Here is a 14522-nt window from a genome sequence, read left to right as displayed (position 1 = left end):
AGACGTAAGGCCGCTAAACGGCCGCCAGCTGGCGACGCGTCAGCTGATCACTTTCCCACGGTCGAGCCAAAATCTTGACGGTGGGATCTTCTTTTTCCGGATCGGCTAACGTCTGTTTTTGGGTAGCTAGTTTACCGAAATGTTTCACGAATGGTAATAGTGGCCGAATAACCTCGCGAACCGGATAGCCCGTGGCTTTTTCGAGTGCTTCGTATTCGGCGAGCTGTTTGTAAGCGTTTTGTAGCGCGGCCACGGTTTCTTCTCGTCCCACTTCAGCCGGGTCGGCGTTAAGATGGGCACGGAATTCGGCTACAGCCAGTTCTAGGACTGCGAATTTTTCCACAAAGGGCACAAGTTCGGGACGCTCTTCGTGCAGTAACTTGTTAGCGCGGTCCAGAAATACATTGAAGGCCAAAAGTGCTTGACTACCTAATTGAGCGTAGGCTTCTTGGGCGATATCGTAGGCTTCGGGACGGTTAGCCAATTGTTGGCGGGCGTATTCCTTCATCGCCGGTGGGTTCTGGGGATAGTCTTTGTGATACGCTTTCAATCCGAGCCGATCGCGCAGCTCCTGTAAAGCCACCTCGGGATGATAGTATGCATACAAATGCTCAGAAAGCGCGGTGATTGACGATGGGTCCATGCCAACTACTACGCGAGGAAGATTATTAATTCGTCGAACGAGTGGTTGACCACCCTCAACGTTTTCGGGGAGATATTTTACTGAGTATGGGTCGTTGTTAATTATCCTTCTTTCGTCGGCAACACGCTTTGATGATAAAGATTCCGCATCTGACCTTGCGGCTATTAGGTCAATTGCCAAATAGCTTACACTCCCATCCTTTCGTTGGTATGATATCACCGCGTCTACGAAATTGTGGCGGTCGTCATATTCGGTTGTGCCAATTATGCGAGTAGTTTCAGGATTACCAAACCAACCGAAGGACGAACCGTCAGTCACGGTGATACTTTCTAATAGATGTGCCCGTTCAGATTTCTCATCCCGTCTGTTTTGCTTATCACTAGCCAACCAGCGCATGTCTCTAGAAATCTCTTCACTTGTGTATGGGTCTGATTTGGGTGATCTGACCCCAAGCAATTCACCCGTCGGTAGGCGTTCCGGACGCCGTTCGGCCAGTCGCCGTCGGGAAAGTAAGCCAACAACCGCTTCTTCTCTTGAGCTTAGCGGTGCTTCGTGTCTGGTGTGTTCTTGAATATATGCCTGTTCAGGGTTACGATAGGACATAGTATTATTCGGTGATTTTGACTCTACTCAAACGTTCAATGATGGCGATCTGTTCATCCGGTAAATCCTTTGGTTTGGTCACCTCCATCGGCTGGCCAGCCGGAATGTTACGTTCCTGGCGCTGGCGCCGGTATTCGATCACCGTGTTTTGCAAGGCAGTGAATTCTTTTTCGGTCGATTCGCTGGTCGCGCTGGATTCAACCACCGGCCACGGCTCGATGATCAATTGAGAATCGCCACACTTCAATAGCGCCCAGAGCTCTTCAGTCACAAAGGGCATGAAGGGGTGCAGTAGTATAAGCACGGTTTTGAAAACGTCGCGCGCTAAGGCCACATTGCCTTCAATTTTAGTAATCTCTAAATACCAGTCGGCCAATTCGTGCCAGGCGAAGTCATAGATCTTTTCGCCGGCTTGGGAGAACTCAAACTTTTCTAAACGCGAAGTAATATCGTTTACCAGTTGTTGCGTACGGCTGATGATCCATTGGTCGGCCAGAGTGACAACCTTCGGTTCGCTAACATCTTTCCCCTCGCTTTGCATGGCGATGAAGCGGCCGACATTCCAAACCTTATTCACATAGTTACGATAGCTGGCGATTTTTTGCTCGTCGAGCTTTTGGTCATTGCCGGGTGTGGTGCCGATCACCAAGCTCAATCGTACCGCGTCGGCGCCGTACTTGTCCGCCATCTCAAGCGGGTCAATGCCGTTGCCTAGCGACTTGGACATCTTGCGGCCTTTGGTGTCGCGTATCAAGCCGTGTAGGTAGACAGTTTCGAAAGGAATCTGGTTAACCAGATAGGCAGACATCAATATCATTCGAGCCACCCAGAAGAAAATAATATCATGGCCGGTTTCCATCACCGACGTCGGGTGGAAAGTTTTTAGATCTTTGGTTTTTTTGGGCCAGCCCAACGTAGAAAAAGTCCAAAGTGCAGACGAAAACCAAGTATCAAGCGTGTCGTGATCCTGATGAATGTCGTTGCTGCCACAGCTTGGGCACTTCTCCGGTATCTGGCCGGTAACGAGCCAGTAGTATTTTCCAGCCGCAACCTTTTTTGGATCATCGTGACATGTCTCACAATACCAGACGGGAATGTTGTGCCCATACCAAATCTGTCGTGAAATGCACCAGTCGTGCAGGTTTTCCATCCATTGCCGATAGACTTTTGTGTATCTTTCTGGAACAAAGGCGATCTCGTTTTTATCCACCACTTCCAGAGCACGTTGTTTAAGTGTTTTACCATCCAGTCTTTGGGTTGGCCTATCTACCGCTACAAACCACTGGCGGGATGGGAGTGGTTCGATTGGTGTGCTACACCGATAGCAGATAGACAGGTTGTGGGCGATGTCTTCTTCTTTCTCTAATAAGCCCTGGGTACGCAAATGTTCCACCAGTTTTTTTCGAGCCTGTTTTACGTATAGGCCGGTGTACTCCCCGCCAGCTTCAGATGTCATCTGAGCGTTTTCATCTATCACTTTGGTCGATGGTAGATGTTCGCGTTGTGCGATGGCTTCGTCGATGGCCGAGTGGGCCGGTGTTACGCCCAGCGCGCCCGTGCCAAACTTTGGATCGACCGCCCGGTCGGCCACGATCTTGATGGTGCGCTTCACGCCGTCTAGGTCGATCTCAAATGATTGGCCGATATATTTTTGATAGCGCTCGTCGGATTGATTCACGGCCACGCCGGTATCGCCAAACTTCGTTTCGGGTCGGGTGGTGGAAATGGCGATCGGAAAACTCTGGTCGTATTTGAACGTATAGAGCTTGGTGTTTTGCTCTTTGTATTCAATCTCGTCATCGGCTAAGGTGGACTGACAACGGGGACACCAATTAACCACGCGCATACCGCGATAGATCAAACCATCTTCGTATAATAGTTTAAAAGTTTCATTTACGGACAAAGTCATCCCGGGATCGAGAGTAAAACGTTCCCGGCTCCAATCACAGCTGGCTCCCAGGCGGGTAATCTGCTCTTTGATCTGACCGCGTTTAGATGACACGAAGGTGTCGACTCGATTCAAAAACTCTACGCGACCCAAGTCGTGTTTGGTTTTGCCTTCGTCTTTCAACTCCTTTTCCACGACGTTCTGGGTGGCGATGGCGGCGTGGTCGGTGCCGGGCAGCCACAGAGTGCGTTTGCCTCGCATGCGTTCGAATCGGGTCATAATATCTTCCAGCGCCACCATGACCGCGTGGCCGATGTGCAAGATGCCGGTGGCGTTGGGTGGCGGCATAGCGATGGAAAAAGCTTCAGGACGGTCACCGGGTAGTTGATCGGGGTTAAAATATCCAGACTTATCCCAGGTTTGGTAAATCCGATCCTCGGTATTTTTCGGCTCGTATGCTTTAGGTAGTTCTGGTGCCATGACAAACAATAAATCAGTAATAAACTACGCTAAGTGTAATGAAAATAGGCGGTTTGGTCAACCGGGCGCCTTGACAAAAATCGGATATGGTGCTAAGTTGGGCGCGTCACTATTCTTTGCAGGAGATTTGTTTGACGATGGTCGTCACGTATCTCTCCTGCGCGAGCAAGGAGGGATATAGGATGGCCGACAAGCCGATGATGCCGATCGAGGTTGCCCGGGAGATGTTGGCTAGCTCACAGCGGAGTGAGTTGGTGGACCGGGCCTTCGGAGACAGGGAGGTGTACTGGTGTAGAAGTAATGTTGATGTCGCCGAGGGTTACTTCGGCTACCGGGACTACGTCGCCTACGTCGGATTTGCTGGGACGACCGAGTACGCGCCGACTATGTTTCGTGACGACCTGGCGCAGTCACTGCGCAAGCTGGGAACGCTCACGAACGTCTGGCGTAACGACTAAAGAGAACACAACCAGCAGCCAGCCCACGAGCCGGCTGCTTTTCTTTTTATGGGTATTGACAAAAGTAATAAAATAGTATAAACACAATTTGGTGGCGAGGCAGATTCGATCCAGATGTATGGGGGAAACATGGAACGGAAACGAATCTTGGTAGCTGACGACGAGATCTACGTCGTTCACATCTTGGAGTTCACTCTCACCATGGAGGGATACGACGTGCTGTCGGCTGATGACGGCGAGGAGGCATTGCGGCGTATCGAACAAGATCGTCCCGACCTGGTGGTGCTGGACATCATGATGCCCAAGATGGATGGCTATGAGGTGTTGCGGCGGATTCGGGCGGACGCGGAAGAATGGATACGCCAGATGCCGGTCATCGTGCTTTCGTCCAAGGGACGGCCGATTGATCGGGAGACTGGCTTGGAGATGGGCGCAGACGACTACGTAGTCAAACCGTTCAGTCCGAGCCGGCTATTGGAGAAGATTCGCGATCTGCTCGATCGGCGAAGGCTGGCGAGTCTGACCGGCCAGTGACAACACGAACAAGTGGCGAGACATTCTGTCCCGCCACACTTTTTATATGCAATACCGTAGGCGAGGATGGCCCCGCCTGCTGCGCCTGAGCGAAGCGATGGCGGGCAGGCATCCCCACCTACGTGGAATTTTATACATTCTCAAACTTTATACCAACTCCCAATTCGGATCGGCCTTGATGCGCGACCAGGGTTTGGGTTGGCCATAGTATCCGGCCAGTGCGATCATGGTGGCGTTGTCGGCGCAATGGAGCAGCGACGGTGCGGCAAACGCCAGGCCGTGTCGTCTTGCCTCTTTACTCAAAGAGTCGCGTAGTGGTTGATTAGCCGCGACGCCGCCGCCTAGCAGTATGGTCTTCACTTTGTATTTACGGGCGGCTACGATCGTCTTAGCGACTAACACATCAATCGCGGCTTGTTGAAATGACGCGCACAGATCGTTTATCTTTGATTTCGGTACCACACCCTTTTGATAGAGATACAACACGGCCGTCTTCAAACCTGCAAAACTAAAATCAAAATTCTTACGATCCAGCATGGGCCGGGGCAGGTCGAAAGCTTTAGGGTTGCCAGATTCAGCCAATTTTTGAATGATGGGCCCGCCCGGATAGCCGAGCTTCAACAACTTGGCCACTTTATCAAACGCTTCACCAGCCGCGTCGTCTTGAGTCTGACCGATTAGTTTGTATTGCCCAAAATCTTTCATTAATATAATTTCTGTATGTCCGCCGGAAACGATCAGCGCCACGGCGGGTAGTTTGATAGCTTTGTTGCCCAGCCAACAGGCCAACATGTGTCCTTCGATGTGGTTGACCGGAACGATTGGTTTTTGCCAGGCCAACGCCAGAGACTTGGCGGTCTCAACGCCGATCAGCAGCGATGTCACCAAACCGGGGCCGCGCGTCACGGAGATTCGATCAATGTATTTCTCCGGATTTTTTGGCAATACCGAACGCAGTACCGGAATAATATTCTCAATATGCATACGCGCCGCTACTTCTGGCACTACTCCGCCATACATGGCGTGGGTTTTGATTTGAGACGACACCACCTCGGCCAATATTTTTAATCGGTGGTTGGCCACCGCAATCAAACTAACGGAAGTGTCGTCGCAAGATGTCTCGATGCCGAGGATTTTCATGTCCGTATTGTATCAGTAAAACAAAAACCAGGCGAGGGTGATCGCCGCCCGGTTCGTTGACTATGATTATGTCCTAATAGTCTAGCACTACCTTGTAGTTGCCGCCGACCACGGGATTACGGGTGGTGCCATCAACTTCAGTCGGAGTACTATTGGGCACGCAATTGGTGCGCACAACATCCAGCGCATAGGCAATGTTGGCTTTTCCTTCGGCAAAAGATTGACTGCCCGAAAATGGCGATATCGCGCCCGTCTTCACCCAGCTGTTTACGCCATCGGGGTAATTAGCCGCCGTGCCGGACAGCGATGTCCCGCTAAGGTCAGTATATATATCCACCGAAGGCATATGGGCAATGGTGATCTCCGGGACGGCAATTGATTTCCATTGATAGACGTAGGTCAGGGTGCAATAAGTGCTGGCATACGTGCTGACTGTTTTGGAAAAATCACCCACGGCACTGGTATCGATGGTCCCCTCGTATACTTTGTGATGTGATAATGAGTCACCAGAAGTTTGAACGAAGCTCGCCGCCTCGACTTTGCCGGTGACCTGAAGGGAGTCGTTAATTTTCACCGGCTTCGTGTCTGCGCCGGCTTTGATGCCGCGAAAAATTTCACCGTCAACCCGGAGGTTGTCCCCGATCGCGACCGGATTGTCCACGCCCTTGGTTTTGGATGAATTCAACATGGTGCCATTGAACTGGGTGACGCCATTCACGATCAAGCCTTTCAGTACGGTTAGTTTGTCGAGCTTGCTGTCGACGGCTTCCAGCAGGTTCACTTTGCCGGCGGCTTGCGCGGTCATGGTGGCGCCAAACACGACAAAAAGAGCAATTACCCAAATTGCGGCTGGTTTTGATTTCATGCTAGTAATATTATTTGATTTTAATATTTGCTGGCACTAAATTGCGACCGACGCTTTGTCTAACTATTAAAGTATAGCACATTTATTGGAATAAATCAATACTTAACCCTACCCGAATACTATCATAACATTAGATTGGTTATTGATAGGTAACACAAATTCGCAATCTTATCATTGCGTGCCCATGGAAACTCATTAGTTACTGGTAGCCCCACGCCTGCCTGCGCGTAACCGCTTCGGCGGAGGCAGGCCTACGTACCGTAGCGACGGCACTTCGTCGCGCAGGCACGGTGAATCGCGTCCGGGGCAGCGCCGACCTGCCACTGGTAGTTCGGCGAGCGCTCCCTAGTACCAGGCGCTTCGCTTCGGTACTGGGTCGCTCCTGCCCTTCGATTCCAGTCAAGCCTATATACTTATCACACTATCAAATAACTCAAGATGCTATTTAGCCCCACGGGGAATCGAACCCCGATTATCGGCTTGAAAAGCCGGTGTCCTAACCGTTAGACGATAGGGCCAAGTGAAAATGAAAAATACTACAAACTTCGAATAATTCCGCTCAATTATAACGGATGATCACCGGTGTGTCAATTGTGTAACTTGACAGAATCAAGCATTTGGATATAATGATATCATTATGATATTAACTTCAAAACGATGATCAAGGAACGCAATGCTTTTCATTCGCATGGCCTGGGCACGGTCGGGCTGTTTATTGTCCTTTTGGTTCTGTGTGGATTTGGGCTATATGGAGCCGAACAGATGGGCGCGGGCTGGTTGGGGGTGGTTTCAGTGGTGATAGCAATTGCCACGTGCGGCTCCTTCGCCGGATTCTTCGTCGTCAATCCCAACGAGGGCGTGGTGGTGCAGCTATTCGGCCGCTATGTCGGCTCGGTAATCGAGGACGGTTTTTGGTGGACCAATCCATTTACCACCCGGCGGCGGGTGATGCTGCGCATCAGGAACTTCGAAAGCAGCAAGCTGAAGGTCAATGATCACGATGGCAATCCGATTGAGATCGCCGCGATTGTGGTTTGGAAGGTCGTTGATACGGCCGAGGCGGTATTCAATGTCGACAACTTTGAAAATTACGTACATGTCCAAAGCGAAGCGGCGGTGCGTAATCTGGCAACCACTTACCCATATGATACCCACGTCGAAGGGGTGATATCATTGCGAGGCAACACGTCGGATGTGGCGGATAAATTGCGCGGGGAGATTCACGAACGGCTAGCCAAGGCCGGCGTCGAAGTCATTGAAGCCAGGATCAGCCATCTGGCATACGCACCCGAAATCGCCGGCGCCATGTTGCGGCGCCAACAGGCCGGCGCGATTATTGCCGCGCGACAGCAGATCGTGGAAGGCGCGGTCAGCATGGTACAGATGGCGCTGGAGAAACTGGAAAAAGATCACATTGTCACGCTCGACGAAGAACGCAAGGCTACCATGGTCAGCAATCTGCTGGTAGTGCTAACCAGCGATCGCGACGCCCAGCCGGTGGTTAACGCGGGTACGCTGTATCAATAGCTAATGGCTAAATCAAAACAAAAGCCATTTCTGCTGCGCATGGACGCGGATATACTATCCGCGTTGCAGCGTTGGGCGGACGCGGACTTGCGTAGTCTAAACGGACAAATCGAATGGTTATTGCGAGCCAGCCTGCGCAAAGCCGGGCGGCTCGAAAAAGATAAGCATTAATAAGTGACCCCGTAAAATTATGGAGGACATAAACATACCCAGCGTAGAAAAGGAAACGCCTCAACGCATGATCAAGAGCGGAGTAATGTTCGAAGAAAAGGTCGTGGCGGTTCTGGCGGACGATATCGTGAAAACCGAGGAGTTCATTGGCTTACCGGAGGCGCACAAGCAGAAGATCGTTGAAATACTGACCAAGTTAAAAAACGATTCCAAGCGCCACGAAAGCATTCTTCAGGCATTGGTAAATAAATATTAAATAATATGAACGAAGCCAACGAAAAATTGTACCGCGACTTCAACGAATTAAAGGGCATGGAGCGCCAAGCCTATACTTTGTACCGGGGCCTCGTGCCATTGATCAGTGATCCGGTGGACCGCAAGTATGTCGAGGGAATTATGGCGGACGAATTAAGGCACGAGCAGATGGTACAGGAAATACTGGACCTACTGGAAACTGATTAGTTAGACGCTGTCCCATCACCGAGTAGCATTTCAAATAGAAAGCCCCAGGGCGCGGTGCGCACTGGGGTGATGCCTGGTCTGGAACCTACTGCCGGGCTGTGCGGTGTACGCTAGCTCTAGGCGTTGGTCCAGGCAGTCGGCGTCGTCCACTTGATGACGACTGCGACCTCGCGACCAATCGGGTAGGTCTTGCCCTGGATGACCACAGCCGGCGTGGTGTCCTCACCGGCAATGTCGTTGGGAGCCCAGACCTCCGACTGGACGAAGTTGACGGCCGCGTCTTGCGGGTTCGTCGGGTTCAGCGATTGCTGGTTGACGGAAACACTCCGGGCCGCATCGACCGGGCTCTTCTCGGTGGTCGCTGTAGCCGGGTAATAGTTCGCCGCGCCGTCGGTCGTCACTTCGCCGACCGCCGTCGCCGCCTGCTTCATCTCGCCGTCGATCGGCTGTGTCATGTAGCCGATGCGGGCGCCGTCCTCGTCGGCAGCGTTCGCCGTCTTGACCTGCGCGATCTCCGTCTTGGAGTTGGTCTCGGTGAAGCTGCTCTCTTCGGTCATTACCGCTGCGCCGTCGTGAAGGACGCTTACGCTGGCGGTAGCCGCGGTAGCCAAGGAGCTCATTGCACCGAAGATCACGAACACCGAAAGTAACCAGAGCCATCGTCTCTGCATAGAGGGTCTCCTTTCCGTGAGACTCACTCGACACACAACCTGTGAAACGCACCGACATTCGCCGGAACGCCTGAAGCAACGCTTCGAGATAAATATAATCCAGACTTATAATTCAGTCAATACGCGGTGAAATAGTCAACCGGCGACTGTTTATTGTATACTTAGGCAGTGTTAATAATAAGCGCTTAGAAGTAGATGAAAAAATGGCGAAAAATATCCGAGAAAACCGTACGCATAAACCGATTTCGTACTATGGTTAAAGTACGGTATGAATTGCCGAATGGTCGACGCGATAGTTTTTATTTGAATAACAGCGGCCGGATCGTATGCGCGCTGGTGGTGACAAAAGATAAGCAAGTAGTATTAGCGCAGCAATACCGCCCCGGGCCAGACCGGGTTTTTCTCGAATTACCGGGCGGTAAGATTGAGGCTGGCGAAACACCCAAGCAAGCGGTGGCGCGGGAAATATTGGAAGAAACCGGTTATCGGGGTAACGCGCATTTTATTGTGGCCACCAATGACGACGCCTGGTCACGCAAGATCCGCTATCATTTTGTGATAACCGATGCCGTGAAAGTGGCGGAACCGCATCCGGACGAATTGGAAAATTGCCGGGTTCGATTGATGCCGCTAAACAAACTGCGTCAGCATCTTCGTTCCGGCCGGCTAACCGACGTTGAGACGGGTTATCTGGCGCTGGATTATCTAAAACTGCTATCTGGTTAAGTTGACAAATATTGATAAATGTGATATTATTACTTTAGAAAAACAAAAAGACCAACCAAAACGAATGAGACCGAATTACATGTTAGCATTAATCAGAGTTAGAGCAATCTAGCTTTTTTATTTGTTATGAAAACAATCGACGATCTTCTAAAGGTAGCGGTAAATAAGGGCGCATCCGACCTCCACTTGGTGGTGGACATGGTGCCGATGCTTCGGATTGACGGCGAGTTAATTGAAATGGCGGATGAGCCAGCCATCAGTGCGGCTGTAATGAAAGACATGATTTTTGCCATGCTGGATGCCCACCTCAAGGATGCGCTAGTGCGCGATCGGGAGCTGGATATTTCTCATGAAATCAAAGACTTGTCCCGGTTCCGGGTTAATATCCATTGGGAAAAAGACCAGCTGAGCGTGGTGGCTCGGGTGATCTCAAACACCGCTCCAACTATGGAAGAAATCATGCTGCCGGAGGTGGTCTATGAGCTGGTGCGACTGAAGCAGGGTTTAATCCTAATGACCGGACCGACCGGGTGTGGCAAGTCAACCACGCTAGCCGCGATGATCAACCTGATCAATAGTGAGCGGCGCTGCAATATTATTACGCTGGAAGACCCAATCGAGTTCGTCTACGCACCCAAAGAAAGCATCATCAGACAGCGCCAGCTAGGTACCGACACGCTTTCTTTCCAACAGGCGCTGAAGCACGTCGTGCGGCAGGATCCGAACGTGATACTGGTGGGCGAAATGCGCGACCTAGAAACGATTGCCGCAACTATTACCCTGGCTGAAACCGGCCACTTGGTGCTGGCCACATTGCATACCTACAATGCTGCCCAGACCGTCGACCGTATTATCGACGTGTTTCCACCCAACCAGCAAGCCCAAGTGCGTCTGCAGTTATCATTATTCTTGAGAGGCATCATATCCCAACAGCTCTTACCCACCACGCAGGAACAAAAAGCCAAGTCATCGGCCGCTCATGGTCCGGTGTCGGCTGGCCGGGTAGCGGCGCGTGAAATACTGATCAATACACCGGCAGTGGCCAACCTGATCCGGGAAAATAAGATTGCCCAGATCAAAGCCGTAATTCAAACCAGCTCAGACTATGGCATGCAAACAATGGATCAAGATATCCGACACCTATACGACAAGGGCTATATCTCCAGAGAAACGGCGCTGACATATATGACTGATCCTGAAACCCTGAAGTAACGATAATAAGACCAAAACATTATAATATCCATCCAGCCCCATCAGGGGCTGGGCTGGTTTTACATGCAGGATTTTGAGGTGTTGACAAAACTATAATATTTGGGCAAGATTGTCCCAGACCTAATACTGTCTGGGGTGTGAGTACGGACAAAGGAGGCGCTCTGATGGCTGAATCGAGGAGTGTTTATCTGGTCGTAGGCGGCGGTGTGGCAGAGGGGCCAAATCCCGGCTTAACCGTGCCGGCCAGGGAGGAGGCTGTCGCAACAGCCGACTTGTTGCCCCCGAAGCCACCCGCGGTCATCTGTGGCACGGGGCAGCGTCATGAAGATCTGGCCAAGGCGCTTGGCCTGACCCCCACGTACTGGACGCCGACTATCGGTACGCCGGAAAAGTTTCGGCGCGGCGCTGGCACGGAAAAAGTCGTGCTTGGACACGGCACGATCATCTCACGCCATGAGTACGCCAGTCCGGAGGATCGGAGTGTGGGCGTATGGGCTCTGCTCAACGGCCTACCCGACGGCAGCGTGGTGGTGACCAGTCGCGGTACCACCAAGGGGGTCCTGGGTCTGGATCATTCGAGTCAGACGACCGTGATTCGCATTTGGCTGAATGGTGAGAACAGGATGGCCGACTATCGGATATTCAACCTGATGGATGATCCGACCACCTGATGGAGGGCAAGCTTCGCTGATAACCGGCGAAGTTTTATATTTTACAGGAGTATTTAATAGCGCCCACTAATCAGGTTATGTTGCCCATTATCGATAACCAGGTGGTGAGCAAAACGATGTCGGATATAGCCAGTGTTATAGAATCGTTCCGACTCATTGCTCTCCGGCCAATGACTGTGTCCGCATATCAGTATCTGATCGGGGGCAATATTTTGCCGCTGCCACCGTTTAATTTCGGTATTCTTGGGCTGGTTAATAATAAAAAACTTCTGTCCCAGCATCCAAGCGCCAGCGTGTTCAAAACCAGCGGCAGTTTTTGCTACCCATTTGCGCTGAAATAGGCTGGGGTATATTTGGTCCATGGTCGGCGCAATCCGGTGTCCGTGCTCGAAGCGATACTTTTGTCCATTTATCATCAGCTCGAGCACCTCGCCGCACCATTGAGCAAATTGATTGGTACGCCGGTCATGCAACGCTGCCGTGTCGTGATTGCCGCACACGTAGTAAGTTTTCTTGCCGCTTAAGATTTCCAACAGCTTCGACCATTCGCTATTGAGCAGGTCGGTAAAACTGGTCATATATCCATCCCAAAAGTCACCGTTGATAATCACACGATCGGCTGGTTCGATGATGTTTTGTAAATAAAAATATTTCGCCGGGTCGAATTTAGCGATCAGGTGGCTGTCAGAAAACGCGACGGTGGACATTTGTCTATGGGCCGAATTTTATTACTAGAATCCTACCAGACGAAGCTCAGTCTCTGAGCGTAGTCTGGTGGGCGCAGGCTGATTGCGCAAGAGCTTCGTCAGCTCGAACAGGCCTAGAATAAATCCTATCCATTCATGATAAAGCGCTTTTTCAAAATTGCTTTACCTGAACCAACCTTGAAGTACTTTTCTAAATGGCGTGCTTGAAATTCGTATTGCACGGCCATATACCACACAAGGCGTAGAGGTCGTTTATATCGCGTTGAACGTGATTGACCATCCTGATGCTCAAACCAGCGTCTTTTTATGCTATTCGTTGATCCGACATACAAAGTACCATCATTACAGTGAAGTGCATAGATATACCACATACATATTACCCCAACTCTCCCAACCGTACTTTGCTATCGGATCCTACCAGACGAAGCTCAGTCTCTGAGCGTAGTCTGGTGGGCGCAGAGGGATTCGAACCCCCGACCGTTTGCTTAAGAGGCAACTGCTCTACCAACTGAGCTATGCGCCCGCACTGCGTTCCGATTCCATCGGAACTTCGTGGGGCAAGCCCTGGATAATGTTCCAGCTGCCTGCCCACCGAAGCTCGGATGCAATGAGTAGCGTAGGTGGAAGCTATGCGCCCGCAAAAACTCGGAGTGAGTATATATGAATGTTTATAATTTATCAAGTGGTAAAGAAAGGCGGTGGCCAGACTGAGCCACCGCGGGTAAACCACGAATGATTGTTGACTTCGTCGTAACTCACGCGATCCCCTCTAGAATCGCGCTAGGTTTTGGATCACCTCCCTCCCGAGGGGAACGTACTGGCCGGCGCCAGCGGATGCGAGATGTAGGGTTGGTACATTTGCCGTTATCCTCCCTTCGGGAAAGTCCATGTCGAGTGGCGCCCGGCAGCTGCGTATAATTCTACCGTGCCACTGATTAAAGTATACAGCCATTTGTTGCAGTGGACAACGATTTGTCCGGGGGCAGCCAACAAAGCCGGACCACCCAACTGGGCTGATCCGGCCTTTTGTATGTGACCCAGTTAAACTTTTATATTAAATCCAGCACTAATGGTGCGCCCAGAGAGATTCGAACTCCCGACCTTCTGGTCCGACCCTGAACCGCTGGTGCCCTCAGCAGGACTTGAACCTACAACCTCTTGGTCCGAAGCCAAGCGCTCTATCCAATTGAGCTATGAGGGCAAGTGAGGGCACCACTGGTACGGGGCTATCCAGCTGAGCTATGGGCGCGTCATTAATGTGGGATCGTAGTTGCGCGTGATTTTGTATGGGTTGATTGTGGTATTTTACCCCACGGGCGGTTGGCGATAAAAGCGCGCTAATATCATCCTCGCAATTTAGATAGATTGCGAGACCTCGCCAACCCCGCTCAATTTGATGGGGCTTGGTTACCTAGTCAGCACTGGGCTAGTCGCCACTGGGTTTCTCGGGAGTCGCTGTCGTGGTGGGTTCGGCATGAGTCTTCAGGCCATCCTTGAGCGCCTTGCCAGACTTGAACTTCGGTACGGTGACAGTTGGGATTCGGATACGTTCGCTTGGATTCTGCGGATTGACGCCCATGCGGGACTCGCGCACCCGGGCTAAAAAGGTTCCGAAGCCAGTCAGCGTAACTTCCGATCCGGCACGCAAACGTTCTATCACTAGATTTTCAAACGCTTGCATCACGTCCTCGGCTTGTTTTTTTGTCACCCCAGCCTTAGCGGCCAAGGTTTCCATTAGTTCAGCTTTGTTCATAGTGGTCACCT

Annotated in this window: 17 protein-coding genes and 3 tRNA genes; 9 read left to right on the top strand and 11 right to left on the bottom strand. The window is 51.5% G+C overall.

The window, feature by feature from the left end; translation table 11 throughout:
- Positions 1-13: 13 nt before the first annotated feature.
- On the bottom strand, positions 14-1246 hold the full coding sequence (locus WC734_03450; protein ID MFA6198177.1) for a hypothetical protein: 1233 nt from the start codon (positions 1244-1246) through the stop codon (positions 14-16).
- A gap of 4 nt (positions 1247-1250) precedes the next feature.
- Positions 1251-3614: a valine--tRNA ligase gene (locus WC734_03445; protein MFA6198176.1), complete on the bottom strand. Its 2364-nt coding sequence runs from the start codon at positions 3612-3614 to the stop codon at positions 1251-1253.
- A gap of 182 nt (positions 3615-3796) precedes the next feature.
- On the opposite strand from WC734_03445, the gene WC734_03440 reads away from it, so the two are divergent.
- Both WC734_03440 and WC734_03435 read left to right on the top strand, forming a co-directional pair.
- Positions 3797-4072, top strand: coding sequence for a hypothetical protein (locus WC734_03440; GenBank protein MFA6198175.1), 276 nt, complete (start codon positions 3797-3799; stop codon positions 4070-4072).
- Between the two features lie 129 nt (positions 4073-4201).
- Complete coding sequence (locus WC734_03435) at positions 4202-4606, top strand: response regulator (protein ID MFA6198174.1); 405 nt, start codon at positions 4202-4204, stop codon at positions 4604-4606.
- A gap of 147 nt (positions 4607-4753) precedes the next feature.
- Here the strand turns inward: WC734_03435 and tsaD are convergent, their stop codons facing one another.
- From tsaD to WC734_03420, 3 genes are all read right to left on the bottom strand, one after another.
- Complete coding sequence (gene tsaD / locus WC734_03430; protein ID MFA6198173.1) at positions 4754-5746, bottom strand: tRNA (adenosine(37)-N6)-threonylcarbamoyltransferase complex transferase subunit TsaD; 993 nt, start codon at positions 5744-5746, stop codon at positions 4754-4756.
- Between the two features lie 73 nt (positions 5747-5819).
- Positions 5820-6611: a hypothetical protein gene (locus tag WC734_03425; GenBank protein MFA6198172.1), complete on the bottom strand. Its 792-nt coding sequence runs from the start codon at positions 6609-6611 to the stop codon at positions 5820-5822.
- 446 nt (positions 6612-7057) lie between these two features.
- Positions 7058-7129: transfer RNA gene (locus WC734_03420), tRNA-Glu, on the bottom strand.
- A 142-nt stretch (positions 7130-7271) separates the two neighbouring features.
- Here WC734_03420 and WC734_03415 point away from each other — a divergent pair.
- Genes WC734_03415 through WC734_03400 form a run of 4 tightly spaced genes read left to right on the top strand, consistent with a single transcriptional unit; the run spans position 7272 to position 8771 of the window.
- Positions 7272-8138, top strand: coding sequence for an SPFH domain-containing protein (locus WC734_03415; protein MFA6198171.1), 867 nt, complete (start codon positions 7272-7274; stop codon positions 8136-8138).
- A 3-nt stretch (positions 8139-8141) separates the two neighbouring features.
- Entirely contained in the window at positions 8142-8309 is a 168-nt protein-coding gene (locus WC734_03410; protein ID MFA6198170.1) for an Arc family DNA-binding protein, read from the top strand.
- Positions 8310-8328: 19 nt separating this feature from the next.
- Positions 8329-8565 carry a hypothetical protein gene (locus tag WC734_03405; protein MFA6198169.1) on the top strand — a complete coding sequence of 79 codons (237 nt, stop codon included), beginning with the start codon at positions 8329-8331 and terminating at the stop codon, positions 8563-8565.
- Between the two features lie 5 nt (positions 8566-8570).
- Positions 8571-8771, top strand: coding sequence for a ferritin-like domain-containing protein (locus WC734_03400; GenBank protein ID MFA6198168.1), 201 nt, complete (start codon positions 8571-8573; stop codon positions 8769-8771).
- A gap of 116 nt (positions 8772-8887) precedes the next feature.
- Here WC734_03400 and WC734_03395 read toward each other — a convergent pair whose 3' ends face one another.
- The gene (locus WC734_03395; protein MFA6198167.1) at positions 8888-9328 is read right to left on the bottom strand and encodes a hypothetical protein; all 441 of its coding nucleotides are present in this window, start codon (positions 9326-9328) and stop codon (positions 8888-8890) included.
- 366 nt (positions 9329-9694) lie between these two features.
- Between WC734_03395 and WC734_03390 the strand changes: the two genes are divergently transcribed.
- From WC734_03390 to WC734_03380, 3 genes are all read left to right on the top strand, one after another.
- On the top strand, positions 9695-10168 hold the full coding sequence (locus WC734_03390) for an NUDIX hydrolase (GenBank protein MFA6198166.1): 474 nt from the start codon (positions 9695-9697) through the stop codon (positions 10166-10168).
- 126 nt (positions 10169-10294) lie between these two features.
- The gene (locus WC734_03385; GenBank protein ID MFA6198165.1) at positions 10295-11380 is read left to right on the top strand and encodes a PilT/PilU family type 4a pilus ATPase; all 1086 of its coding nucleotides are present in this window, start codon (positions 10295-10297) and stop codon (positions 11378-11380) included.
- A gap of 164 nt (positions 11381-11544) precedes the next feature.
- Entirely contained in the window at positions 11545-12051 is a 507-nt protein-coding gene (locus tag WC734_03380; GenBank protein ID MFA6198164.1) for a hypothetical protein, read from the top strand.
- A 53-nt stretch (positions 12052-12104) separates the two neighbouring features.
- Here WC734_03380 and WC734_03375 read toward each other — a convergent pair whose 3' ends face one another.
- The 5 genes from WC734_03375 to WC734_03355 form a co-directional block, all read right to left on the bottom strand.
- Entirely contained in the window at positions 12105-12758 is a 654-nt protein-coding gene (locus WC734_03375; protein MFA6198163.1) for a metallophosphoesterase family protein, read from the bottom strand.
- 125 nt (positions 12759-12883) lie between these two features.
- Positions 12884-13129, bottom strand: coding sequence for a GIY-YIG nuclease family protein (locus WC734_03370; protein ID MFA6198162.1), 246 nt, complete (start codon positions 13127-13129; stop codon positions 12884-12886).
- 76 nt (positions 13130-13205) lie between these two features.
- Positions 13206-13281, bottom strand: a tRNA-Lys gene (locus WC734_03365).
- A gap of 601 nt (positions 13282-13882) precedes the next feature.
- Positions 13883-13959, bottom strand: a tRNA-Arg gene (locus WC734_03360).
- Between the two features lie 225 nt (positions 13960-14184).
- Positions 14185-14511 (bottom strand): HU family DNA-binding protein, encoded by a 327-nt coding sequence (locus WC734_03355; protein ID MFA6198161.1) that lies wholly within the window; start codon positions 14509-14511, stop codon positions 14185-14187.
- Positions 14512-14522: the final 11 nt, after the last annotated feature.

It is taken from the genome of Patescibacteria group bacterium, assembly GCA_041661625.1.
In the GTDB taxonomy this organism is placed as follows: domain Bacteria; phylum Patescibacteriota; class Patescibacteriia; order JAHIZJ01; family JAHIZJ01; genus JBAZUB01.
This window is presented reverse-complemented; position numbering and strand designations above follow the sequence as displayed.